Consider the following 24539-nt stretch of genomic DNA (forward strand, 5'->3'; position numbering starts at 1 on the left):
TCAATCTACAACGAGTGACCTGAATCAACTGGTCCGATGATCCAAACGACCCCCTGCCATCCCATGAGCCGTGGGCGTTTGATCAGCATAGACACTCAGGTCGCCACATCCGTTAGCCTGGAGTTCTATACATGCATCCCCGCGTTCTTGAGGTCACCGAACGGCTTATCGCCCGCAGCCGCGCCACCCGCGAGGCTTACCTTGCGCTCATTCGCGGCGCAGCCAGCGACGGTCCGATGCGCGGCAAGCTGCAATGCGCCAACTTCGCCCATGGCGTGGCCGGTTGCGGCACCGAAGACAAAAACAGCCTGCGCATGATGAATGCCGCCAACGTGGCAATTGTTTCTTCTTATAACGACATGCTCTCGGCGCATCAGCCCTACGAGCATTTCCCCGAACAAATCAAAAAGGCGCTGCGCGAAGTCGGCTCGGTCGGTCAGTTCGCCGGCGGCACCCCCGCCATGTGCGACGGCGTGACCCAGGGCGAGCCAGGCATGGAGCTGAGCCTGCTCAGCCGTGAAGTCATTGCCATGTCCACGGCGGTAGCGCTGTCCCACAACATGTTCGACGCCGCGCTGATGCTGGGCATCTGCGACAAGATCGTCCCTGGCCTGATGATGGGCGCGCTGCGCTACGGCCACCTGCCGATGATCTTCGTGCCGGGCGGGCCGATGCCGTCGGGTATCTCCAACAAGCAGAAGGCCGATGTGCGCCAGCGCTATGCCGAAGGCAAGGCCAGCCGCGAAGAACTGCTGGAATCGGAGATGAAGTCCTACCACAGCCCTGGTACCTGCACCTTCTACGGCACCGCCAACACCAACCAGTTGCTGATGGAAGTCATGGGCCTGCACTTGCCCGGCGCTTCGTTCGTCAACCCGTACACGCCGCTGCGGGATGCGTTGACCCGTGAAGCTGCGCACCAGGTCACGCGTTTGACCAAGGCCAATGGCAACTTCACGCCGATTGGCGAGATTGTCGACGAGAAGTCCATCGTCAACTCCATCGTTGCGCTCAACGCCACTGGCGGCTCCACCAACCACACCCTGCACATGCCGGCCATTGCCATGTCGGCAGGCATCATCCTGACCTGGCAGGACATGGCCGACCTCTCCGAGGTGGTGCCGACCCTGTCCCACGTGTATCCAAATGGCAAGGCTGACATCAACCACTTCCAGGCGGCGGGCGGTATGTCGTTCCTGATCCGCGAACTGCTGGAAGCCGGCCTGCTCCACGAAGACGTCAACACCGTGGCCGGCAAGGGCCTGAGCCGCTATATCCAGGAACCTTTCCTCGTGGATGGCGAATTGGTCTGGCGCGACGGCCCGATTGAAAGCCTCGACGAAACCATCCTGCGCCCGGTGGCCCGTGCGTTCTCGCCGGAAGGCGGCTTGCGTGTGATGGAAGGCAACCTTGGCCGTGGCGTGATGAAGGTTTCGGCGGTAGCGCCGGAGCATCAGGTTGTCGAAGCGCCCGCGGTGGTGTTCCAGGACCAGCAGGACCTGGCCGATGCCTTCAAGGCTGGCCTGTTGGAAAAAGACTTTGTCGCGGTGATGCGCTTCCAGGGGCCGCGCTCCAACGGCATGCCGGAACTGCACAAGATGACCCCGTTCCTGGGCGTGTTGCAGGACCGTGGTTTCAAAGTGGCGCTGGTGACAGATGGGCGAATGTCCGGCGCGTCGGGTAAGATCCCTGCCGCGATCCACGTCAACCCCGAAGCCCAGAGCGGCGGGCCGCTGGCGCGGGTCCAGGATGGCGATATCATCCGTGTGGATGGCGTTACCGGCACCCTGGAGCTTAAGGTGGACGCCGAAGTATTTGCAGCGCGCACGCCTGCCACGGGCCTGTTGGGCAATAACGTGGGGGCCGGTCGCGAGTTGTTTGCATTCATGCGCTTGGCCGCAAGCTCCGCAGAGCAGGGCGCCAGCGCCTTTACCTCTGCCTTGGAGACGCTTAAGTGAAGCTTGCGCTGGTCGGTGACATCGGGGGGACTAACGCCCGTTTTGCGTTATGGCGGGATCAGGAACTGCATTCGATCCGCGTGCATGCCACGGCGGATCACGGCAGCCCTGAAGAGGCGATCAAGGTCTATCTCAAAGAAGAAGGCCTGCAAATCGGGGACATCGGTGCGGTGTGCCTGTCGGTGGCCGGGCCGGTGAGCGGCGATGAATTCAAGTTCACCAACAACCACTGGCGCCTGAGCAAAACCGCGTTTTGCCAGGCCCTGCAGGTGGATGAACTGTTGCTGGTCAACGACTTCTCGGCCATGGCCCTGGGCATGACCCGACTCAAGCCCGACGAATTCCGCGTGGTCTGCGAAGGCACGCCGGAGCCCTTGCGCCCGGCCGTGGTGATCGGCCCGGGTACGGGTCTTGGTGTCGGCACCTTGTTGGACCTCGGCGCAGGCCGTTGGGCAGCATTGCCGGGGGAGGGTGGGCATGTCGACCTGCCCCTGAGCAGCCCACGGGAAACCCAGCTGTGGCAACACATCTACAGCGAGATCGGGCATGTCAGCGCCGAAACCGCGTTGAGCGGTGGCGGCCTGCCACGCCTGTACCGGGCGATTTGTGCGGTGGATGGGCACGAGCCGGTGCTCGACACCCCCGAAGCCATCACGGCGGCGGGCCTGGCCGGCGATCCGGTGGCCATGGAAGTATTGGACCAGTTCAGCATCTGGCTGGGCCGAGTGGCGGGCAATAACGTCTTGACCACCGGTGGGCGCGGTGGCGTATACATCGTGGGTGGGGTGATACCGAGGTTTGCCGACTTCTTTATCAACAGTGGCTTTGCCCAGAGTTTTCGCGACAAAGGCTGCATGAGCGACTACTTCAAAGGTATTCCGGTGTGGCTGGTGACAGCGCCGTATTCGGGGCTGACCGGGGCGGGTGTAGCGCTTGAGCAAGCCTTTGCATAGGTCATAATGGCGCCATCGCAGGCAAGCCAGCTCCCACAGTCTGGAATGCATTCCAAGTGTGGAAGCTGGCTTGCCTGCGATGACGGCCTAAAGCGCACCCGATGATTTAAGCCAGGCCATAACAACAAGGAGGCCCCGTGAGCGTAATCAGTAAATCCATTCTCCTCGTCGACGACGACCAGGAAATCCGCGAATTGCTGCAAACCTACCTCAGTCGCGCCGGCTTCCAGGTCCGTGGCGTGTCCGACGGCGCGGGCTTCCGCCAGGCGATGAACGAGGCGCCGTGCGACCTGGTCATCCTCGATGTCATGTTGCCAGACGAAGACGGCTTCAGCCTGTGCCGCTGGATCCGCCAGCACCCGCGTCAGGCGCAGGTGCCGATCATCATGCTCACCGCCAGTTCCGACGAAGCCGACCGCGTGATCGGCCTGGAGCTGGGCGCCGATGACTATATCGGCAAACCATTCAGCCCCCGCGAGTTGCAGGCGCGCATCAAGGCACTGCTGCGCCGCTGCCAATTCGGCCAGGAGCGCAGCAGCGGCGGTGATGTGTGGGTGTTCGATGAATGGCGCCTGGATATGATCAGCCACCGCTTGTTTCATGTGGATGGTGAAGAGGTGATCCTCTCCGGTGCCGACTTCGCCTTGCTCAAGTTGTTTCTCGACCACCCGCAACAGATCCTCGACCGCGACACCATCGGCAACGCCACCCGTGGCCGCGACCTGATGCCCTTGGACCGTATCGTCGACATGGCCGTCAGCCGCTTGCGCCAGCGCCTGCGCGACACCGAGAAACCTCCGCGGCTGATCCGAACCGTGCGTGGCAGCGGCTATCAACTGGCAGCCAGCGTGGTTGCCGGCAATGCCCACTGAACCGCTGAACGAACGTCGCCGCCGCTTCCCGGTACCCCGCTCGCTGCTGGGGCGCATGTTACTGTTGACCTTGCTGGCGGTGCTGTTTGCCCAAGCGCTGTCCAGCGTGATCTGGGTGTCGCAACTGCGCGCCACCCAGCTTGAGGGCCTGGTGACCAGCGCCCGTAGTCTGGCGCACTCAATGACCGCCAGCGTGAGTTACTTCCGGTCGCTGCCGGTGGCCTATCGCCCGTTAGTGCTGGACCAATTGCGCAGCATGGGCGGCACGCGTTTTGTGGTGACCCTCAATGATCGCCCGCTGGACATGCAAATACTGCCCGAAACCCCGCGCAAGCAAGCGGTGCTGGTGGCGGTGGATGAAGTGCTGCGCCAGACCCTGGGTGCCGACGTGCATATCTCGGTGGAGTTTGTCAGCGCCGAAGACCTGCGCATCTTCAATGCCGGCCTGAAGCTCGACGAACTGCCACGTTCCTGGGCCCATTACGCGCTGACCCTGGAACCGGTGAACCCGCCGGTGCTGGTCACCCAGATCCAACTGGCACCCGGTGAATGGCTGTACATCGCCTCGCTATTGCCCGAGCCCTACACCAGCCTGGAAGAGCAAGGCCTGCCGTCCCAGCAGGTGTGGTTCATCGTGCTCACCAGCGGTTTTCTGCTGTTGTTCATCGGCCTGCTGGTGCACTGGCAAAGCCGGCCACTCAAGCGCCTGGCGCGAGCGGCGCGGGACATGTCCCTGGGCGCCGATGTGGAGCCGGTGGCTGAAGGCGGCGGCAGTGAAGTGGTGGAAGTGGGCCGTGCATTCAATGCCATGCGTGAACGCATCAGCCGTTACCTGACCGAGCGCAGCCAGTTGTTCAGCGCGATTTCCCATGACCTGCGCACGCCCATCACCCGCCTGCGCCTGCGTGTGGAATTGTTGGAAGACGAGAACCTGCAAAACAAATTCGGCCGTGACCTGGATGAGCTGGAATTGCTGGTCAAGGGCGCGCTGCAATGCGTGAAAGATACCGACATCCACGAAAACATCCAGCCGGTGGACCTCAACCACGTCCTCGAATGCCTGGTGGAGCCGTACCTGGCACCCCATGGCAATGGCCGAGTGACCCTTGATGGCGCGGCCCTGTCAGCCTACCCAGGCAAGCCGCTGGCGCTCAAGCGCTGCATCGGCAACCTGATCGACAACGCGCTCAAGTACGGGCAGAACGCGCATTTGCATATCGAGGACGATGGCGTGCAGTTCATCCTGCATGTGGATGACGAGGGCCCCGGTGTGCCGCAGCAGCGACTGGAGCAGGTGTTTGAGCCGCACTTCCGCCTGGCCGGCCAGCAGCAGGGTTACGGATTGGGATTGGGGATTGCGCGCAATATTGCCCACAGCCATGGGGGCGAAGTGAGTTTGCAGAACCTGCGTGAAGGCGGCCTGCGCGTTACCCTGCAACTACCAAGAACCTTGGACTAACAAACACCTGAGATCAAATGTGGGAGCTGGCTTGCCTGCGATAGCGGTGGTTCAGTTGACTCATTAGTGACTGACACACCGCCATCGCAGGCAAGCCAGCTCCCACATGTTGCTCTGCGTACATCAGATGCTCTGGCGCAACCGGGCCAGGTCGCGCAGCGGCGGCGCACCGAACAACCGGCTGTACTCCCGGCTGAACTGGGACGGGCTTTCATACCCCACCCGATACCCCGCTGCCGAGGCCTCCAGCCCTTCGGCAATCATCAGCCGCCGGGCTTCCTGCAAGCGCAGTTGCTTCTGGTATTGCAGCGGGCTCATGGCGGTGATCGCTTTGAAGCGATGGTGCAGGGTCGAGACGCTCAGGTTCACCTCTTTGGCCAGGTCGTCGATACGCAGCGGCTGTTCGTAGTTACCGTTCAGCCAGGTGATCGCCTGGCTCACCCGATGGCTCTGGCTGTTAGCCACAGCGATTTCATACAGGCGATAACCCTGCGGGCCACGCAGCAAGCGGTAGAGAATTTCACGGTTGATCAAGGGCGCGAGCATCGCGATGTCTTTAGGCGTGTCCAGCAAGCGGGTCAGGCGCAGCACCGCGTCGAGCAGTGCGTGATCGATGCGGTCGACGTACATGCCTCGTGAGGTCGGGCGCGAGGGCACGCCCATTGGCCCGGCCTCTGCGATCAGCGCGGTGAGCTGCGCCGGGTCGATATTGATGCGCACCGAGAGGTTCGGGTCCTCGGCGGTGGCGTCGATGATGCGGCCGGCCACCGGCATCGCCACCGAGAACACCAGGTAGTTGAGCGGGTCGTAGGCAAAGATCTCGTCGGCCAGGCGCACTTCCTTGCTGCCACTGGCAAGGATGCACAGCGCGGGCTCCACCAGCACCGGCATGAAATCCCGGGGTGCGTTGTGGCGGTTCAGGTACAGCGAGGTGATCGCCGTGCCGTAGGAGCCGTCCTCCCAGGTATGGCGGTGCACGATACTGGCCAGCTCGGCGCGTTGTTTCTCCATCTCGGCATCGAGGGGAGTGGACCTGGATTCGGGCGACGGCATGGGGCGTCCTCTACACGCTGCTTTGATGGGCTCAGCTTAGCGGCGACTTTTCAAAAAGTGTTACGTCGATTCTGCAGCATCCTTGCCTGATCCTGCGAGATAGCGTGAATCAGGCAAGTGCGCAGCCTGTCATCACCCTGAAACATGAGGCCTGGGCCTGGAATAAATCCTGGGGCCGAACGTCCTTCCTACGCTTCTCGCAGGATTGTGCAATAAGCCTGCAGGAATTGACTAACCGCGCCCACCCCCGCGCCGTTATCTTTGATCCTGTGGCAACACGCCCTCATTGTGCTTGCCGAGCATCACTTCTCAACGGGAGAGTCGAACATGTCCACCCCCATTCCCGCGAGCCATATGGCCTTTATCCGCGCCCGTAGCGGGTGCAGCACCGAACTCGGTGCACGCTTGAGCAGTTTGATCGAGCCAGGTCGCCAGGCCCAGGGTTGCCTGCAATTCTCGTTGCAGCACTCCCAGGTCGATCCCGATGTCTGGCTGGTGTCCGGGTTCTGGAGCAGCGAGCAGGCCATGAGCGCCTACTTCAACTCTCCGGCCCTGATGATTTTCACCGAGCTTCTGAACGACATGGTCGTGCGCAGCATGGACTTCCAGACCTTCACCGACGCATCGGCGGCACAGGCCTACGGCGAGTACCTGCAACTGGCCGGTTAACGGTTAGAATGGCCGACTTTCCATTGGCCAGGACCTGCAACATGGCACGTAAACAATTTGCCCACCACGAAGCCGTTTCCGCCGTAGTACCGGGCGAAGGTGGCTACAGCGCCGCCGTCGCCGTCAAGGCACTGGATGGCATGGGCGCACCCAGGTTTCACAAGATCCTTGATGGGCAGACGTTCAAGACTGCGTCCGATGCCGATGATGCGGCGACGTTGCAACTCGAGCATCTGGTCGATGTGGATGCAGAAGGCCAACTGACCTGGGCGACTGCTGAACGCTGAGGCAGCACACCTAACCAATGTGGTAGCTGGCTTGCCTGCGATAGCGGTGTATCAGTCACTCCTGAGTTAACTGACCCACCGTCATCGCAGGCAAGCCAGCTCCCACAGTTTTGATTGCATTTTAGTCAGGGTTTGGTGGCGCCTGGTCTGTGCATTTTGAACAGGGCCTCAGGCCCCAGCTGGAAATAATCCGCCGGGCCACCCCCGCGCAAAATCGGCTCGGCGGCAGCAGTGTCGTAGATCCCATCCTTGAGCAACCATTTGGCGATGTGCACCGCAACCACCTCGCCCAGCACCAGCCAGCTTGGCACCAACTGTTGGTCGGCACGTTGCAGTTGGATGATCTGCGTCACCTTGCACTCGAACGACACCGGGCTCTCGCCCACCCGTGGTACGCCAACGATTTTCGAAGCCACCGGCGTCAGCCCGGAGAGTTCGAATTCATTCACCTCGGGCGATACGGCCGCGCAGCTCTGGTTCATCTGCTCGGCCAGCGGGCGGGTGGCCAGGTTCCAGACGAATTCTCCAGTCTGTTCGATATTGTTCAGGCTGTCTTTACGCCCGACACTGGAAAACCCAATGATCGGCGGAATGTAGTTGAACGCATTGAAGAAGCTGTAGGGCGCCAGGTTCAGGCGGCCTTCGCGATCGTGCGAGGAGATCCAGCCAATCGGGCGTGGGCCGACGATCGCATTGAACGGGTCATGGGGCAGGCCGTGGCCGTTGGCGGGTTCGTAATAGTGGATGTCGTCAGGCATGGCCGGGGTTCCTGCTACGCGGTTTGGGAGGCGGTCATAGTGCAATTCATGGCGGTGAATTTCCATCGTGCCCATGGATTTTTCATACATCTGCCACCTATTTTTCACAGTTTCCCCTTCAGTCTGCGCCCAAGGTCAATACCCCCTATAAGACTGAGCCTTGGAGCTATCCACTGCATGAACAAACTTCCTCAGATTACCCTGGCGTTCTGGGTCATGAAAATCTGCGCAACTACCTTGGGCGAAACTGCCGGGGACTTGCTGTCGATGACCTTGAATGTTGGCTACGCCATCAGCTCCATGATCCTCATCAGCGTGTTCCTGGTGACCCTGGTGACGCAACTCTGGTCGAAAACCTACAACCCGGTGCTGTACTGGATCGTGATTTTGTCTACCAGCACGGCGGGTACCACAATGTCCGACTTCATGGACCGCACGCTGGGGCTGGGCTACGCCACCGGGTCGATGATCCTGATCGTGATCCTGATGATCATCTTTGCATTGTGGCACCTCAGTGGTGACTCGCTGAACGTGAACAAGGTGCAGACCTTCCGAGGGGAACTGTTTTACTGGATGGCGATCCTGTTCTCCAACACCTTGGGCACCGCATTGGGCGATTTCCTCGCGGACGATTCGGGGCTGGGCTTCGCCGGTGGCGCATTGTTGATCGGCTCGACCATCGCCGCGGTGGTGGTACTCAAGTACTTCACCCGCATCTCGTCGGTATTGTTGTTCTGGGTGGCGTTTGTACTGACACGGCCGTTTGGCGCGACCTTGGGGGATTTCCTGACCAAACCCCATGAAAAAGGCGGCTTGGATTTCGGCACCATCGGTTCATCCGCGGTATTGGCTGCGGTGCTGGTGGTGATGATTGCTGGCGCGTCGTATGCGCAGCGGCGCTATGGGCGCAATGAGGCCGCAGAGTTGTCCTAAGGCTAAATAAATGAGGGAGCGGGCTTGCTGTGGCGAGGTAGCTTGCTCCCGTTCGACAGCGTAGCTGGAGCCAGCTTTTTGGGGGCGCTTCGCACCCCAGCGCAAGCAAGCTTGCTCGCCACAGCAAGCCCGCTCCCACATTTTTTAGTCGGTGGTGATGCGTGAGTGTTTACGCGTGTCCTTCATGGTCACGTAGACCATCAACGATACGGCGATACACGCGGTCACGTACCAGTAGTAGCCAGTTTCCATACCGATGCTCTTGAACCACAGCGCGATGTATTCAGCGGTACCGCCGAAGATCGACACGGTCAGGGCATACGGCAGGCCCACGCCCAGTGCGCGGATTTCGGTCGGGAACAGCTCGGCCTTCACCACGGCGTTGATAGAGGTGTAGCCGCTGACGATGATCAGCGCCGCCATGATCAGGAAGAACGCGCCCCACCAGCTCTGGATGGTGTGCAGGGTGGTGAGGATCGGCACGGTGAACAGGGTGCCAAGCACGCCGAAGGCGATCAGGATCGGGCGGCGGCCGATTTTATCCGACAGCCCGCCGATGATCGGTTGCAGGCACATGAACAGGAACAGCGTCGCCGCCGAGATGGTGGTGGAGTCGGAGATGCTCATGCCGACCGTGTTCACCAGGTATTTCTGCATGTAGGTGGTGTAGGTGTAGAACGCCAGGGTGCCGCCCATGGTCAGGCCGACCACGGTCATCAGCTCCTTGGGATGGCGCATCAAGGTGCGCATTGCGCTTTCCTTGGCTTTTTCTTTCTTGGTGAACGACTCGGTTTCTTCCATGCCGCGACGCAGGTACAGCGCGACCACTGCACACAATGCACCGATGGCGAACGGGATACGCCAGCCCCAGGCATACAACTGCTCGGTGGTGAGCACCTGTTGCAGAACGATCAGCACCGCCAGCGCGATGAGCTGGCCGGAGATCAGGGTCACGTACTGGAAGCTTGAGTAGAACCCGCGACGTTCCTTGGTGGCCATCTCACTGAGATAGGTGGCAGAGGTGCCGTATTCGCCGCCGACCGACAGGCCCTGCAGCAGGCGGGCAAACACCAGCAGGATCGGCGCACCGATACCAATGATTTCATAGCCTGGGCTCAGGGCAATCAGCAGCGAGCCGAAGCACATCAGGTACACCGAGGCCATCAAGGCTTTTTTACGCCCGACTTTGTCGGCGTAGAGGCCCATCAGCCAGCCACCGATCGGGCGCATCAGGAAGCCCACGGCGAAGATCGCGGCGGTGTTGAGCAGTTGGGCAGTGGTGTCGCCTTTGGGGAAGAAGGCTTTGGCGAAGTACAGCGAGAAGGCGGCGTAGACGTACCAGTCGTACCATTCGACCATGTTGCCGACCGATCCGCTGAAGATCGACTTGATGCGGCTGGAGGTGGTGCGCTCCTGCGCTTTGACGGCCGTCGATCCCAGAGGCACGGTGTTGGAGTTATCCATTGAAGGATCCTTCATCTAGTTGTTTTTATGGAGCGGCGCGTGCGCAGCCTGTTGGGGCTATAGCAGGAGCTGTGCCAAGTAGAGGAAGGCCCGCAATAGAAGGGTTGCGGGATTTTATTGAGCGGAAATTCGCTGATGGTTTTGGGGTGGTGAGCGGAAATCCGCTTATGGCTGCAGTAATCGTTCCCACGCTCTGCGTGGTAACGCCTGTTGTGACGCTCCGCGTCGCGCCTTTAAAAAGCGACGCAGAGCGGCCTAGGCTGCGTTCCCACGCGGAGCGTGGGAACGATCAGTGTGGGAGCGGGCTTGCCCGCGATGGCGATCCAAAGATCGCTACACAAACATCTCCCTTACCAACCCATGCCGCTGCATCTTCTCATTGAAGGTACGGCGCGGCAGTTGCAACTCGGCCAGCACCGCCTTGATATCGCCCTTGTGACGCGTCAACGCGGCCTTCAGGCAGTGTGCCTCGAACGCCTCCTGCTGCGCCGCTAACGACTGCCCGGCTTCGACCCCTTGCGGTTCCGGCTCGTCCAGCCCCAACACCTGGCGCTCGGCGACGTTGGCCAGTTCGCGCACATTGCCCGGCCAGTCATGGCTGAGCAGGCGCCCCAACTGTGGCCCACTCAAGGGCTCGACCTGGCGGCCCAGACGCTCGGCGGCGCTTTGCGCAAAATGCTCGTACAGCAGGGGAATATCTTCGCGACGTTCACGCAATGGCGGCAGGCGCAGTTGCGCGACGTTGAGCCGATAGGCCAGGTCTTCGCGAAAGCGCCCGGCACGGGCTTCTTCCAGCAGGTCGGGCTTGGTGGCAGCGATGATGCGCAGGTCCACTTGGATACTCTGGTTGGAGCCCAGCCGCTCCAGCTTCTGTTCCTGCAATACGCGCAGCAATTTCACTTGCTGGGCCAGGGGCATGCTTTCGATTTCATCCAGGAACAAGGTGCCGCCGTGGGCATATTCCAGTTTGCCGATGCGTTTGCCGTGGGCGCCGGTGAAGGCGCCGCTTTCATGTCCGAACAGTTCGGCTTCGAACAACTGCTCGGGGATTGCCGCGCAATTGAGGGCCACAAACGGCTTCTTGGCGCGTGGGCCGAAGTCGTGCAGGCAGCGGGCGACCAACTCCTTGCCGCTGCCGGTCTCACCGCGAATCAGCACATTGACCGGCAAACTCGCCAGGTCCAGCACTTGGCGGCGCAAGCTTTGAAGGCCCTTGGACACACCCAGCAGGCTGGACTCCAACTGCGCGCGATGATCGGCCTGTTGATGCAGGCGGCGGTTTTCCAGGATCAGGCCACGCTTGTCCAACGCCCGGCGCAGGCTGTTGAGCAAGGCCTCGGGGCTGAAGGGTTTTTCCAGGAAGTCGTAGGCGCCGTCGCGCATGGCTTCGACGGCCATTGGCACGTCGCCATGGCCGGTGAGCAAAATCACCGGCAAATCGGCATCGCGGCGCTGCACCTCGGCCAACAGTTCAAGGCCGCTGAGCCCCGGCATGCGCACGTCGCTCAGAATCACCCCGGCAAAGTCCTTGGGCAGTTGCGCCAGGCACTCTTCGGCGCGGCTGAACAACTGCACGTCAAACCCCGACAGGCTCAGCCATTGCTCGACGGCCGTGCGAATACTGGCTTCGTCATCGACCACAATCACCGCGTTCAACATAGGTCTGGCGTCTCCAGGGCGATAGGCAGGGTCAAGGTGAAAATCGCGCCATCGCCACGGTTGGCGGCACTCAGGCGTCCGCCCAGTTCATGCACGATAGCGTAGGACACCGCGAGCCCCAAGCCGAGCCCGTCGCCCACCGGTTTGGTGGTGAAAAACGGGTCGAATACGCTGCTCAAATGTTCCTCGGCAATCCCGCCGCCACTGTCGCAGACGCTCAACTGCCATAGTTGCTGATCGGCGTGCAGGCGGATTTCCAGGCGCTTGCGCGGTTTATCGGCCATGGCGTCGAGGGCGTTGCGCAGCAGGTTGATCAGCACTTGTTCCAGGCGGATCGCGTCGCCACGTACCCAGGCCGGGCGAGTGAGGTCCAGCACCACGCCGATGGCTTCGTCACGCAGGCGCGCGTCGAGCAGGTGCAAGGATTGGTCGACCACCGTTGCCAGGTCCAGCTTTTCGCGCAGGCCGCTGGGGCTCTTGCGCGCGAACGTCTTGAGGTGGCCGGTGAGCGCCGCCATGCGCGTGAGCATGTCATCCAATGGCGTGAGAGCCCTGTAGGCATCGTCCACGCGACCATGGTCGAGTAACAGCCGCAGCGTCGCCAGTTGCATGCGCTGGGCGGTCAGCGGCTGGTTGATTTCATGGGCGAGGGCGGCCGACATCTGTCCCAATGCCGCCAGCTTGGCCGACTGCACCAGGCCATCCTGGGCGGTGCGCAGCGCCTGGGTGCGTTCTTCGACCAATTGCTCCAGTTCTTCACGGCTGCGCTGGCGCAAGCGGGCCAGGCGCCAGCGCTGGCTGAGGAACAGCCCCAGGAACACCAATGCCAGCCACGAACCCGCAGCGGCAAGGCCCGCGTTACGTTGGTCTTCAAAGGCAAACTGGGGTTTGCGCAACAGGTGCAGGGTCCAGCCTTCGCGCTTGAGCGGCAGCGACTCCCAGATGTAATTGGCGTTGCCGTCGGGGCCGTTGACGCGGATCAAGTGGCTGTTTTCGTCAAAGCGTTGCAGGGGCTGGGTGTCCAGCGGCTGCAGTTGCTTCTTGTCGTATTGGCGGGTGGTTTTGAGTTCAGCCAGATCATTTTCGGACAACGGCCGCAGGTTGCGATAACGCCAGCCCGGCTGGTTGGCGATAAACACGATGCCCCGCGCATCGCTGACCAACAGCAGGTCATTGCCCTGGGCCCATTCGCGCTCCAGTTCCGGAAACTCCAGCTTGACCACCATGGCACCGAGGAACTGCTCGTGCTCATCCACGACCGCGCTGGAAAGAAAGTAGCCCGGAATACCCGTGGTCACGCCCACTGCATAAAAGCGTCCGGTGCCCTGGCTCAAGGTCTGGCTGAAATACGGCCTGAACGCGTAGTTGTGGCCGACATAACTGCTGGGCAGGTTCCAGTTGCTGGCGGCCACGGCCAGGCCGGTGCGGTCCATCAGTTCCAGGGTCGAAGACTGCGCAGCGCCGTTGATGCGCTCCAGCTTGCGGTTGAGCCGGTCTTGCGTGGCGGCGTCCAGCGGGCCCTTCAAGGCGCTGATCATCTCCGAATCCAGCGCCAGTACGGCGGGCAGGGCACGGTAGCGTTCGATCAGGGTGTGCAGCGAGTTGGCATACAGCGCGAGCTGCTGATTGGCACGGGCGGCGTCGTCCACCAGGGCCTGGCGTTCGGCATGGCGCGTGGCCAAGGCGGCAGCCAGCACCGCACCGGCGATGATCAACAGAGAATAGAAGGTCAGGCGCAGGGGGCGAGGGATCACGATCATACGATGATGAACAGGCACGGTAAGGGGCGAGCACCATAGCATGGGCAGCTCATATCTTGTGACCAAGGAGCTTGTGTGGGAGCTGGCTTGCCTGCGATGACGGCCTGCCAGCCGACGGCTATCTACCTGACGCCCCACGATCCCAATGTGGGAGCGGGCTTGCTCGCGAAGGGGGCCTGGCAGGCGACACAGTTGGATTGTGTGCATATCCATTGCTGCGGTAACGGCCACTTAGGGTTCCGCCCTGACGGCGGGTCACTTTGGAAAAGCCCCAAAGTAACCAAAGGGCTCTTGCCCCACCACTCGGCACCTCGCCTAGGCTCGGTGTGCCCGAACGCAGGCTTGAATCCGTGGGCCGCCGCCACGCGCCATCCATGGCGCGGGGCGGCTAACCCGGCGTCCTGCCGGGTTACCCACGAATTCAAGCCTGCGTTCGGCCAGCGTGGTTTAACGGGGCGCCTGGGATCAAGATCAAAAGCAGGGCAAGAGCAAGAGCAAGAGCAGTTCCCTTGCTTCAGGCATAAAAAAGGCGACTGGGCCATGGGGCCGCAGTCGCCTTTATTCTTTTGGAAGAGGTGCTTACTGCACTTCTACCGCCAGGCTGTCACTGATCTTTTTCTGCCAGATGGCAGGACCGGTGATGTGGACGGACTCACCTTTGCTGTCCACTGCAACGGTGACCGGCATGTCTTTCACGTCGAACTCGTAGATGGCTTCCATACCCAGTTCGGCGAAGGCAACCACGCGCGACTTCTTGATGGCCTGGGCCACCAGGTAAGCGGCGCCGCCCACGGCCATCAGGTACACGGCCTTGTGGTCCTTGATCGCTTCGATGGCGGTCGGGCCGCGCTCGGACTTGCCGATCATGCCCAACAGGCCGGTTTGCTCGAGGATCTGACGGGTGAACTTGTCCATCCGCGTCGCGGTGGTCGGGCCCGCCGGGCCAACCACTTCTTCGCGCACCGGATCAACCGGGCCGACGTAGTAGATAAAGCGGCCCTTGAGGTCCACCGGCAAGGTTTCGCCCTTGTTCAGCATCTCGACCATGCGCTTGTGCGCCGCGTCGCGACCGGTAAGCATCTTGCCGTTGAGCAGTACGGTTTCGCCCGGCTTCCAGCTCTGCACTTCTTCCGGAGTCAGGGTGTCGAGGTTGACGCGACGGGCCGATGGGCCGGCTTCCCAGACGATTTCCGGGTAGGCGTCCAACGATGGCGCTTCCAGCGACGCCGGGCCCGAGCCGTCCAGCACGAAGTGCGCGTGACGGGTGGCGGCGCAGTTGGGGATCATGCACACCGGCAGGGACGCGGCGTGGGTCGGGTAGTCCATGATCTTCACGTCGAGCACGGTGGTCAGGCCACCCAGGCCCTGGGCGCCGATGCCCAGTTGGTTGACCTTCTCGAACAACTCCAGGCGCATTTCTTCGATACGGTTCTGCGGGCCGCGCTTTTTCAGCTCGTGGATGTCGATGGACTCCATCAACACTTCCTTGGCCATTACCGCGGCTTTCTCGGCGGTACCGCCGATGCCGATGCCGAGCATGCCCGGTGGGCACCAGCCGGCGCCCATGGTCGGAACAGTCTTGAGCACCCAGTCGACGATCGAGTCGGACGGGTTGAGCATGGCCATTTTCGACTTGTTCTCGGAGCCGCCACCCTTGGCCGCCACGTCCACTTCCACGGTGTTGCCCGGGACGATGGAGTAGTGGATGACCGCGGGGGTGTTGTCCTTGGTGTTCTTGCGGGCGCCTGCCGGGTCGGCGAGGATCGAGGCGCGCAGGACGTTTTCTGGCAGGTTGTAGGCGCGACGCACGCCTTCGTTGATCATGTCGTCCAGGCCCATGGTGGCGCCGTCCCAACGCACGTCCATACCCACGCGCACGAACACGGTGACGATACCGGTGTCCTGGCAGATTGGGCGATGGCCGGTGGCGCACATGCGCGAGTTGATCAGGATCTGGGCGATGGAGTCACGGGCTGCCGGCGATTCTTCGCGCAGGTAGGCTTCGTGCATGGCCTGGATGAAGTCAACGGGGTGGTAATAGGAAATGAATTGCAGGGCGTCGGCAACGCTCTGAATCAGGTCGTCTTGCTTGATCACGGTCATGAGTCGCGCTCCTCTATAAGGGAACATTCAATAAAGATGGCGCCAGTGTTGCATCGGTCGGCTGAAGCCATCTTTCCAAGGCACGCCAGAATGGTGCAGGCGCGACGCTAAAAAGGCGCGGCAGTATAACCCGGCACGGTGGCCGATACACCCGACTATGGTCAAACTGTCGCAGGCATGATTCCCTGTGCGCGCTCCTTATGATTGAGTCTTTATATGCCTGAACTGTACGTCGGCGAACGCCACTGGTCTGTATCCCTCGGCAGCAACCTGCTGGATGCCTTGAATCAGGCCGGCGTGGCCGTGCCCTTCAGTTGCAGGGCCGGCAGTTGCCATGCGTGCCTGGTGCGTTGCGAGGGTGAGGTTGACGACCAGCAGCCCGAAGCCTTGAGCCCGACGCAGCGTCAGCAAGGTTGGCGCCTGGCGTGCCAGTGCCGGGTCAGTGCAGACCTGAAGGTCGAAGCGTTTGACCCTCAGCGCGATGGCCTGCCCGCCCAGGTGGTGGGCGCCGATTGGCTGAGTTCGACGGTACTGCGCCTGCGCCTGCAACCGGAACGTGCCCTGCGGTACAACGCCGGGCAGCATCTGGTGCTGTGGGCGGGTCAGGTGGCGCGCCCCTATTCTCTGGCGGGCTTGCCCCAGGAAGAGCCGTACCTGGAGTTTCATATCGACTGCCGTCAACCCGGTGCATTCAGCGATGCGGCGCGACAGTTGAAGGTCGGTGATCCTTTGCGCCTGGGTGAACTGCGGGGTGGAGCACTGCACTATGACCCTGACTGGCAATCGCGGCCGTTGTGGCTGCTGGCTTCCGGTACTGGCCTGGGGCCCTTGTGGGGGGTGTTGCGCGAGGCGCTGCGCCAGGATCACCAGGGCGACATTCGCGTGATTCACCTGGCCCATGAGGCCGAAGGTCATTATCTGGCTGAACCCCTGGCAGCCCTTGCCGCCCGGCATGGGAACCTGACCGTGGAGCTATGGACCGCGGCGCAGTTGCAGCCGGCATTGGCGCAACTGCGGCTGGTTTCCCGGCATACCCTGGCCTTGCTTTGCGGGCACCCTGCCAGCGTCGAGGCCTTTTCCAAGCGCTTGTTCCTGGCGGGACTGCCGCGTAATCAATTGCTGGCGGATGTGTTTCTATCCCGCCCTTTCACTTTATGAAAAGCCTGCTCAAGTCGGTATCGGAGTTTAACGCCGGGTGCTGATGACGCCATCGCAGGCAAGCCAGCTCCCACAGTAGACCGAGTTGTCTAACTATTGTGGGAGCTGGCCTGCCTGCACTGAAATGCAAAAAGCCCCGCCATTCACAGGGCGGGGCTTTTGTTTTTCAGCCTGTCACTCAGACCTGCGGGTCGCCCACATGCAGGATCTTCATGCCATTGGTGCCACCGGTGGTGTGGTAGCTGTCGCCCTTGGTCAGGATGACCCAGTCGCCTTTCTCCACGACGCCGCGTTTGACCAGCTCGTCGATCGCCTTCTGGCTGACTTCGTTCGGTGCCAGCGACGCCGGGTCGAACGGGATGGTGTACACGCCACGGAACATGGCCGCGCGGGCCTGGGCTTCGCGGTGTGGGGTGAACGCGTAGATAGGCACCGAGGAGCGGATACGCGACATGATCAACGGCGTGTAGCCACTTTCGGTCAAGGCGATGATGGCCTTGACACCCGGGAAGTGGTTGGCGGTATACATGGCAGCCAGGGCGATGCTCTGGTCGCAGCTTTCGAAGACCTTGCCGATGCGATGGCTGGAGGTCTTGCTGGTCGGGTGCTTTTCGGCACCGACGCAGATACGCGCCATGGCCTGTACGGCCTCCAGCGGGTAAGGGCCGGCGGCACTTTCAGCCGAGAGCATCACGGCGTCGGTGTAGTCGAGTACGGCGTTGGCCACGTCGGACACTTCGGCACGGGTCGGCATCGGGTTCTGGATCATCGACTCCATCATCTGGGTCGCAACGATCACCGCTTTGTTGTGACGGCGTGCGTGCAGGATGATCTTCTTCTGGATACCGATCAGCTCGGCGTCACCGATTTCAACGCCCAGGTCGCCACGGGCAACCATCACGGCATCGGAGGCCTTGATCAGGCCGTCGAGGGTTTCATCATCGGCCACGGCTTCAGCACGTTCGATCTTCGCTACCAGCCAGGCGGTACCGCCGGCTTCGTCGCGCAGCTTACGGGCGTATTCCATGTCGGCGGCGTCGCGCGGGAAGGACACGGCGAGGTAGTCCACTTCCATTTCGGCGGCGAGCTTGATGTCGGCCTTGTCTTTTTCAGTCAGGGCCGGCGCCGTCAGGCCACCACCGCGACGGTTGATGCCTTTGTGGTCGGACAGCGGGCCGCCGATGATCACGGTGCAGTTCAGTTCGGTCGGCGTGGCAGTGTCAACGCGCATCACCACACGGCCGTCGTCCAGCAGCAGTTCGTCACCGACGCCGCAGTCCTTGACCAGGTCCGGGTAGTCGATGCCCACCACGTCCTGGGTGCCTTCGGTCAGCGGGTGGCTGGTGGAGAAGGTGAACTTGTCACCGATCTTCAGCTCGATCCGCTTGTTGGTGAATTTGGCGATACGGATTTTCGGGCCTTGCAGGTCGCCCAAGAGTGCAACGAAGCGGCCATGCTTGGCGGCGAGGTCACGCACCAGCTTGGCGCGAGCCTTGTGCTCGTCCGGGGTGCCGTGGGAGAAGTTCAGACGGGCGACGTCCAAACCAGCCAGAATCAGCTGTTCGAGGACTTCCGGCGAGTTACTGGCCGGGCCAAGGGTGGCGACGATTTTGGTACGACGGACGGACATGCACGGACTCCTGAGTTCAAGCGCTGGGGAAGGCTACTATGCTCTTTCGTTGTAGTCATTGTTCGTTTGCACTACTTATCGACGATTGGCTTGTTTTGGCTGCGGTTGAATGGGCAAACGCCTTGAAGATTTTCGATCAGGGGTCGATACACTTCACAAGACAGGAGAACCCCATGCGAATTTTGCTCGTTGCTGCCCTGGCCGTCAGTGTTGTCGGCTGTACCCGCTGGTCGATGGACCACCATTTGAACAACGCTTACCGCGCCTATGGGGTCGGTGATTGCCAGCGTGTCACCCTGGAGTTGTCCCAGGTCGATCGCGAGAGCCGAACTCGCCGCTACGTGCAACCGGAGGTTTCGATGTTGCGCGGGCAGTGCCTGGAACGCCAGAAACTGTTTGTCGATGCCGCACAGACCTATCAGTTCATCATCGGCCACTACCCGTCGAGCGAGTACGCCTATCGAGCCCGTGCGCGGCTCGATACCTTGCAGCAACTGGGGCATCTGCCGGCTGCAGGCCTGGCAAAACCAAGGCCTGCGTCGTTGTAAGGGTATTTGTCGCTTCATGGCTGGCCTGTCGCCAGTCTTGCGCTATTCTTTGAATGTCTGTTTGTGCAGTACCCATTCGAACGGATGCAATGCCCGGATTCGGCAGCTGTTTGGTGACAAGCGGTAGCTGTTGTCACACCGAGATCCAGGGAGAGCGAGCGATTGCTTGTTCCGAATCACTGGCCCGGCCAGATTTTTGGCTATTGGATGGCGACTTCACCATGTTTACCGAACGACGGATCGAGCGGCATCAACTGCCGTATTTTCTGCAGGTGTTCAATCGTATTACTGACAAGCCAATCGGCTATCTTGGAAATGTGTCTGAAAACGGTCTGATGCTGATCAGCTCGTTACCCATGATGACCGACGTGGATTTCGAGCTGCGCTTGAAAGTGCCGGTGGCGCAGGGCGAGTTCAAGGCAATTGACCTCACGGCAACCTGCTTGTGGAGCCATGAAGATGTCACCCCGCAGCATTACGACTCGGGGTTCAGCGTGCTTGAGGCGCCCGAAGAGTACCGGCACCTGATCAACGCGCTGTTGCAGTACTTCAGCTTTTATCCTTTGCAGGCCTCTGTCTGAATTATGCGTGGGGTCGTGGCCGTTTCCTGGCCATGCCCCTGCGCAGTCATCCTCAGAATACCCCGGCCTTTTTCCACTCCAGATAGCGCGTGACCAGCCCGGCACCCAGCGCCGATGGCAAGGTATCCAGCACCGACAGGCCATGAGCACTCAAGCGATCATGGCGTTGGTTGCGGGTGTTGAGGTAATCGATCGTGCCGCTGTAAGCCAGCGCTTCGGGCAGTGTCTGCACAGGCGCCTGGCGTAGTTGGTCGAGGACCTCTTCCCTCAGGCTGGCCACCAGTACCCGGTGATGCCTGCCGATACGCTGGACGGCAGCCATCAGCGCTTCATCCTCCTCATCCCGCAGGTTGGTGACGATGATCACCAGCGCCCGGCGTTTTTGACGTGCCAACAACTGGCTGGCGGCCGCCTGGTAGTCGGCGGTTTTTCGCGTGGTCTGCAGGTCATAGACCGCATTGAGCAACAGGTTCAATTGGCCACTGCCCTTGACCGGCTTCAGGTAGCGCGGCTGGTCGCTGGCAAACGTGCACAGCCCTACGGCATCGCCCTGTCTCAAGGCAACGTAGCTCAGCAGCAGGCAGGCATTGAGCGCGTGGTCAAAATGGGACAGTTCATCATCCTGGCTGCGCATGTGCTGGCCGCAATCGAGCATGAACACGATTTGCTGGTCGCGTTCGTCCTGGTATTCCCGGGCAATGGGCGTTCGTTGGCGGGCGGTGGCTTTCCAGTCGATCTGGCGCAGGCTGTCACCTTCACGAAACTCCCGCAGTTGATGAAACTCCAGGCCTAATCCTCGCCGCTGATGTTGGCGCACGCCCAGTTGGCTGAGCCAGTTATCCACACCCCGCAACTGCGCACCGTATAAACGTGCGAAATCCGGGTAAACACGAGTGGCATCGTGAGTCTCGACCCAGCGTCGTCCCGACCACAGCCCCAATGGGCTGGGCAGCAGCAGTTCGCAGCGACTGAAATGGAAGTGCCCGCGCCGCAAGGGGCGCACGCGATAGCCCAGCTCGGCACGCTCACCGGGGCGTAGTTGAATGGATTGAGGCAGGTTCTCCACAGCCAGGCCATCGGGCACGTGATCGAACACCTGCACGGTCAGAGGTTGCGGGTAGTCGTGCTCCAGGCACAGGCGTATTTCTTCCCAGCGCCCCAGCGCCAGGCTACCAGGCAATGTTCTGTACACGCGGGCCGAAGGGCGGCGACGCAAGCGTGCAGCATCCAGCATCGCCAGCAGCAACAGGGCCAGCAGCAGGCCCCAGGCTACCGAATGAAAGGTGGCGGGCACTTTGAACTGCAACGCTGCCGAGGCGCCCAACAAGATGTTCAAACCGAGCAGAACGCCCAGCCAGGTCAGCAGCAGACGAGTCGGTTTCATGGCCGCGTCATTGCCTTGGTGCTGCAATCTGGTCGAGTAACTGCTGTAGCACCTGGTCGACTTCCAAGCCGTCGATGTCCAGTTCTGGTGCGATGCGTACCCGGTGACGCAGTACCGCCAGGGCGCAGCCCTTGATGTCATCGGGGGTGACGAATTCGCCACCGCGCAACAGCGCACGGGCACGTGCCCCGCGTACCAGGGCGATGGAGGCCCTGGGGCCGGCACCGATGGCCAGCCCCGGCCAACTGCGCGTGGCACGGGCCAGGCGCACGGCGTACTCGAGCACCTGTTCATCCAGCGGCAGGTCACTGGCAATTTGCTGCATCGTTACTACGTCCGCGGCTTGCAGCACCGTACGCAACGGCTGTACCTCCAGCATGTCGGCCTTGGACGAGCGCGTCACTTCGCGGACCATATCCAGCTCTTGTAGAGCATCTGGGTAGTCCATTCGCACCTTGAGCATGAACCGGTCCAGCTCGGCCTCGGGCAGTGGGTAGGTGCCTTCCTGTTCGATGGGGTTCTGGGTCGCCAGCACCATGAAGGGCTGGCCGATGGGCAACGCCTCGCCCTCCAGGGTCACTTGACGTTCCTGCATGGCTTCCAGCAGCGCTGCCTGGGTCTTGGCGGGGGCACGGTTGATCTCATCGGCCAGCAACAGGTGGGTGAATATCGGCCCCTTGCGCAGTTTGAACTGTTCGGTCTGCAGGTCGTAAACGGCGTGGCCGGTGACATCGCTGGGCATCAGGTCCGGGGTGAACTGGATACGGGCGAAATCACCGCCAAAGCAGCGGGCCAGGGCTCGTACCAGCAAGGTCTTGCCCAGGCCTGGCACGCCTTCCAGCAATACGTGGCCGCCTGCGATCAGGGCGGTGAGCACGTCGTCAATCACAAGGTCCTGGCCAATCACGGCCTTGCGCAATTCCACGCGCAGCGCCTGCGCCTGCTGGCTGGCATGCTGAAGGTTTTCGGCGGTCAGGGTGGTGGCCAGTCGAGAGTCGCTCACGATTTCTGGTGCCCTGCTAACGGTTAAATTTGTTTTATCTTCCATAAATCAGTTACTTACCTAATTTAACGTTTTTCACGTGTTTTCACGTGTGGACCGAGTGAGTGAAGGCCAGCATGCACAATTGCAATCCTAAGAACCTTCTCATTTTGAGCTCGTCTGGAGTGGAGGTTAGGCTAGAGCAACCAGTAACGTTTCAGGTAGTGCACCCCAAGGCAGGTTGGTGACTTTGTTAGGAGAGTGTTGTAGAGGACGGGGTCTCGTCTGAAGGCCAGAATAGCCCTTTTCTGGAGAATCGAGCATATGCAACCTTGATGAGAAATGCCTATAACTGTAGTGGTCTAATGAAACCGGACACCCATTTTGACGAGAATGCTCGCCAGATCGAGGTGTCAGCTGACCAAACAACGCCGCTCCTTTACTCCTGAATTCAAGCGCGAGGCTGCCGATCTTGTGCTCAAGCAAAACTACAGCTACACCGAAGCCAGCCGTTCACTCGGCATTGGTGAATCGGCATTGCGTCGCTGGGTTGACCAGATTCAGAAAGAACATAAAGGCGTCACCCCGCAGAGCAAAGCACTGACTCCGGAACAGCAAAAAATTTAGGAGCTGGAAGCCCGGATTGCTCGGCTTGAGCGAGAGAAATCAATACTAAAAAAGGCTACCGCGCTCTTGATGTCGGAAGATCACGAGCGTTCGCGCTGATTGCCCAGTTGAGCACCCATGAGCCGGTTGATTGGCTGTGCAAGGTGTTTGACGTCACTCGCTCGTGTTACTACGCCCAGCGCCTGCAGCGCCGCACGCCCGATGTTGAACGGCTTCGATTGCGTAGTCGCGTCAGTGCGCTGTTCTCGAAAAGTCGTAGCGCTGCGGGCATTCGCAGCATCCTGTCGCTGATGCGTGAAGACGGTGAGCAGGTCGGTCGATTCAAATTGCGCAGCTTGATGCGCGAGCTTGATTTAGTCAGCAAACAACCCTGCTCCCATGCCTACAAACTAGCAACAGTAGAAAGACTGGATATCCCGAACACATTGAACCGCGAGTTCGACGTGCCAGCGCCCAATCAAGTCTGGTGCGGCGATACCACCCACATTTGGGCGCAAGGAAAGTGGCATTACCTGGCTGTCGTCCTGGATCTTTGTACGCGTCGGATCGTGGGCTGGGCGCTGTCGGAAAAGCCAGACGCTGAGCTGGTGATCTAAGCGCTGGATATGGCTTACGAGCAGCGTGGCAGGCCTTCGGACCTGCTATTCCACTCGGACCAGGGATCGCAATATGCAAGCCGACTCTTTCGCCAGCGGTTGTGGCGATACCGCATGCGCCAGAGCATGAGTCGACGAGGAAACTGCTGGGATAACGCACCGATGGAGCGCGTATTTCGCAGCTTGAAAACAGAATGGATACCGACCGTGGGTTATCGAACTGCGCAGGAAGCATAGCGCGATATCAGCCATTTTTGATGCATTGCTACAACTGGATTAGGCCTCATCAATTCAACGATGGGTTGGCTCCAGCGCGAGCCGAGGAAAAACTTAACGTCGTGTCTGGGATTAGTTGACCATTACAATTTGGAATAGGAACGGCGTTATGACTGCATGAAAGACCCGCTTAAAAGGCTGGAAATGGGGCCCACTTAATTAGGTGGACACCAAGGCCTTCGGCGGTTGCGTCAGGAAAGTGTGTTGGCCGGACAGATACATAAGAGCTTCGTTGGCGCATGGAAATCCTAGCGATAAGGGCAATCGCGTCCGCTTATGAATACGCGGACACCATCGCCCTTAATGCTGGAGTTCGGTAGGTGTGTTCGCCGCCCGCTTATTGCTCACCAGCGGAAAGCATCATCGATGCGTAGGTGTGAAGAGTTTGATAAGAGCGGCGATATCTGACGCCGGCGCTTTTTAGAGCTGGTAGGCGCAGTGCGGCTTCGCCGCACCAAATACCGCGACCACGCGTGCCCGTGCAGTGTCAGTGCCGGCCCGCATGTCCATGGGCTGGGTGGCGATCCAGATGGAGTCGATACGAATCACGTTGGCGTTGATGCCGTGATTGACGGCTACGCTGGAAATCGTCGCTTCAGGTTGCAGGCATTCCTGGACGACCTGGGGTTTGAACGATTTGGGGTAAGAGCTACGTTGGCCCATGGAAATCCTGGCGATAAGAGTAATCGCGTCCGCTTAAAATGATCTGACCCCGAAATGTTGGACATCAACATCCAGGGGTGTCATGAAAAAGTACACAGAGCAGGCGAAATTGTCGGTTGTTGAAGATTACTGTTCGGGGAGCGCAGGTCACAGAGAGGTCGCGCAT

General features: G+C 60.7%; 20 protein-coding genes and 2 pseudogenes. 11 read left to right on the forward strand and 11 right to left on the reverse strand.

The window, feature by feature from the left end; all coding sequences use genetic code 11:
• Window positions 1–131: 131 nt before the first annotated feature.
• From edd to JFT58_RS18725, 4 genes are all read left to right on the forward strand, one after another.
• Window positions 132–1958, forward strand: coding sequence for a phosphogluconate dehydratase (gene edd, locus JFT58_RS18710; RefSeq protein WP_014719752.1), 1827 nt, complete (start codon window positions 132–134; stop codon window positions 1956–1958).
• Window positions 1955–2911 carry a glucokinase gene (locus JFT58_RS18715; protein ID WP_034128613.1) on the forward strand — a complete coding sequence of 319 codons (957 nt, stop codon included), beginning with the start codon at window positions 1955–1957 and terminating at the stop codon, window positions 2909–2911. Before edd ends, JFT58_RS18715 begins: the two co-directional genes overlap by 4 nt.
• A 137-nt stretch (window positions 2912–3048) precedes the next feature.
• Window positions 3049–3783 (forward strand): response regulator, encoded by a 735-nt coding sequence (locus JFT58_RS18720; RefSeq protein ID WP_003193918.1) that lies wholly within the window; start codon window positions 3049–3051, stop codon window positions 3781–3783.
• The gene (locus JFT58_RS18725) at window positions 3773–5242 is read left to right on the forward strand and encodes an ATP-binding protein (RefSeq protein WP_034128612.1); all 1470 of its coding nucleotides are present in this window, start codon (window positions 3773–3775) and stop codon (window positions 5240–5242) included. Before JFT58_RS18720 ends, JFT58_RS18725 begins: the two co-directional genes overlap by 11 nt.
• Window positions 5243–5365: 123 nt before the next feature.
• Here the strand turns inward: JFT58_RS18725 and JFT58_RS18730 are convergent, their stop codons facing one another.
• Entirely contained in the window at window positions 5366–6295 is a 930-nt protein-coding gene (locus JFT58_RS18730) for an AraC family transcriptional regulator (protein WP_054897658.1), read from the reverse strand.
• 327 nt (window positions 6296–6622) lie between these two features.
• On the opposite strand from JFT58_RS18730, the gene JFT58_RS18735 reads away from it, so the two are divergent.
• Window positions 6623–6964 (forward strand): antibiotic biosynthesis monooxygenase family protein, encoded by a 342-nt coding sequence (locus tag JFT58_RS18735; RefSeq protein ID WP_003193915.1) that lies wholly within the window; start codon window positions 6623–6625, stop codon window positions 6962–6964.
• A gap of 41 nt (window positions 6965–7005) precedes the next feature.
• A complete protein-coding gene (locus JFT58_RS18740) occupies window positions 7006–7251 on the forward strand; it encodes a hypothetical protein (RefSeq protein WP_019817340.1) in 246 nt (81 codons plus the stop codon).
• Window positions 7252–7376: 125 nt separating this feature from the next.
• On the opposite strand, the gene JFT58_RS18745 is transcribed toward JFT58_RS18740, so the two are convergent.
• Window positions 7377–8009, reverse strand: a complete 633-nt coding sequence (locus JFT58_RS18745; RefSeq protein WP_054897657.1) for a flavin reductase family protein — start codon at window positions 8007–8009, stop codon at window positions 7377–7379.
• 177 nt (window positions 8010–8186) lie between these two features.
• On the opposite strand from JFT58_RS18745, the gene JFT58_RS18750 reads away from it, so the two are divergent.
• Window positions 8187–8942, forward strand: a complete 756-nt coding sequence (locus JFT58_RS18750; protein WP_019817341.1) for a COG4705 family protein — start codon at window positions 8187–8189, stop codon at window positions 8940–8942.
• Between the two features lie 144 nt (window positions 8943–9086).
• On the opposite strand, the gene JFT58_RS18755 is transcribed toward JFT58_RS18750, so the two are convergent.
• From JFT58_RS18755 to JFT58_RS18770, 4 genes are all read right to left on the reverse strand, one after another.
• Window positions 9087–10406 (reverse strand): MFS transporter, encoded by a 1320-nt coding sequence (locus JFT58_RS18755; protein WP_034128609.1) that lies wholly within the window; start codon window positions 10404–10406, stop codon window positions 9087–9089.
• Window positions 10407–10739: 333 nt separating this feature from the next.
• A complete protein-coding gene (locus tag JFT58_RS18760; protein ID WP_054897656.1) occupies window positions 10740–12065 on the reverse strand; it encodes a sigma-54-dependent transcriptional regulator in 1326 nt (441 codons plus the stop codon).
• Window positions 12059–13825, reverse strand: a complete 1767-nt coding sequence (locus tag JFT58_RS18765) for an ATP-binding protein (protein ID WP_054897655.1) — start codon at window positions 13823–13825, stop codon at window positions 12059–12061. Before JFT58_RS18765 ends, JFT58_RS18760 begins: the two co-directional genes overlap by 7 nt.
• A 579-nt stretch (window positions 13826–14404) precedes the next feature.
• Entirely contained in the window at window positions 14405–15928 is a 1524-nt protein-coding gene (locus JFT58_RS18770) for a fumarate hydratase (protein WP_034128606.1), read from the reverse strand.
• 216 nt (window positions 15929–16144) lie between these two features.
• Between JFT58_RS18770 and JFT58_RS18775 the strand changes: the two genes are divergently transcribed.
• Window positions 16145–17086 (forward strand): iron-sulfur-binding ferredoxin reductase, encoded by a 942-nt coding sequence (locus JFT58_RS18775; protein ID WP_054897654.1) that lies wholly within the window; start codon window positions 16145–16147, stop codon window positions 17084–17086.
• 178 nt (window positions 17087–17264) lie between these two features.
• On the opposite strand, the gene pyk is transcribed toward JFT58_RS18775, so the two are convergent.
• Window positions 17265–18716 carry a pyruvate kinase gene (pyk, locus tag JFT58_RS18780; RefSeq protein ID WP_003193904.1) on the reverse strand — a complete coding sequence of 484 codons (1452 nt, stop codon included), beginning with the start codon at window positions 18714–18716 and terminating at the stop codon, window positions 17265–17267.
• 173 nt (window positions 18717–18889) lie between these two features.
• On the opposite strand from pyk, the gene JFT58_RS18785 reads away from it, so the two are divergent.
• Both JFT58_RS18785 and JFT58_RS18790 read left to right on the forward strand, forming a co-directional pair.
• Window positions 18890–19264: a tetratricopeptide repeat protein gene (locus JFT58_RS18785; RefSeq protein WP_003193903.1), complete on the forward strand. Its 375-nt coding sequence runs from the start codon at window positions 18890–18892 to the stop codon at window positions 19262–19264.
• A 221-nt stretch (window positions 19265–19485) separates the two neighbouring features.
• Window positions 19486–19845, forward strand: a complete 360-nt coding sequence (locus tag JFT58_RS18790; RefSeq protein ID WP_034134388.1) for a PilZ domain-containing protein — start codon at window positions 19486–19488, stop codon at window positions 19843–19845.
• A gap of 52 nt (window positions 19846–19897) precedes the next feature.
• On the opposite strand, the gene JFT58_RS18795 is transcribed toward JFT58_RS18790, so the two are convergent.
• Window positions 19898–21229 (reverse strand): DUF58 domain-containing protein, encoded by a 1332-nt coding sequence (locus tag JFT58_RS18795; RefSeq protein WP_054897653.1) that lies wholly within the window; start codon window positions 21227–21229, stop codon window positions 19898–19900.
• 7 nt (window positions 21230–21236) lie between these two features.
• Window positions 21237–22232 carry an AAA family ATPase gene (locus JFT58_RS18800; protein WP_054897676.1) on the reverse strand — a complete coding sequence of 332 codons (996 nt, stop codon included), beginning with the start codon at window positions 22230–22232 and terminating at the stop codon, window positions 21237–21239.
• A gap of 396 nt (window positions 22233–22628) precedes the next feature.
• Here JFT58_RS18800 and JFT58_RS18805 point away from each other — a divergent pair.
• Window positions 22629–23790: pseudogene (locus JFT58_RS18805) on the forward strand (IS3 family transposase).
• A gap of 263 nt (window positions 23791–24053) precedes the next feature.
• On the opposite strand, the pseudogene JFT58_RS30605 reads toward JFT58_RS18805, so the two are convergent.
• Window positions 24054–24140 (reverse strand): annotated as a pseudogene (locus tag JFT58_RS30605) (site-specific integrase); the annotation flags it as partial.
• Window positions 24131–24373, reverse strand: coding sequence for a transposase (locus JFT58_RS18810; RefSeq protein WP_056791085.1), 243 nt, complete (start codon window positions 24371–24373; stop codon window positions 24131–24133). The gene JFT58_RS18810 and the pseudogene JFT58_RS30605, both read right to left, overlap by 10 nt.
• Window positions 24374–24539: the final 166 nt, after the last annotated feature.

Origin of the sequence: Pseudomonas sp. MF6767 (genome assembly GCF_016405475.1) — a bacterium.
GTDB classification, from domain to species: Bacteria; Pseudomonadota; Gammaproteobacteria; order Pseudomonadales; family Pseudomonadaceae; genus Aquipseudomonas; species Aquipseudomonas paracarnis.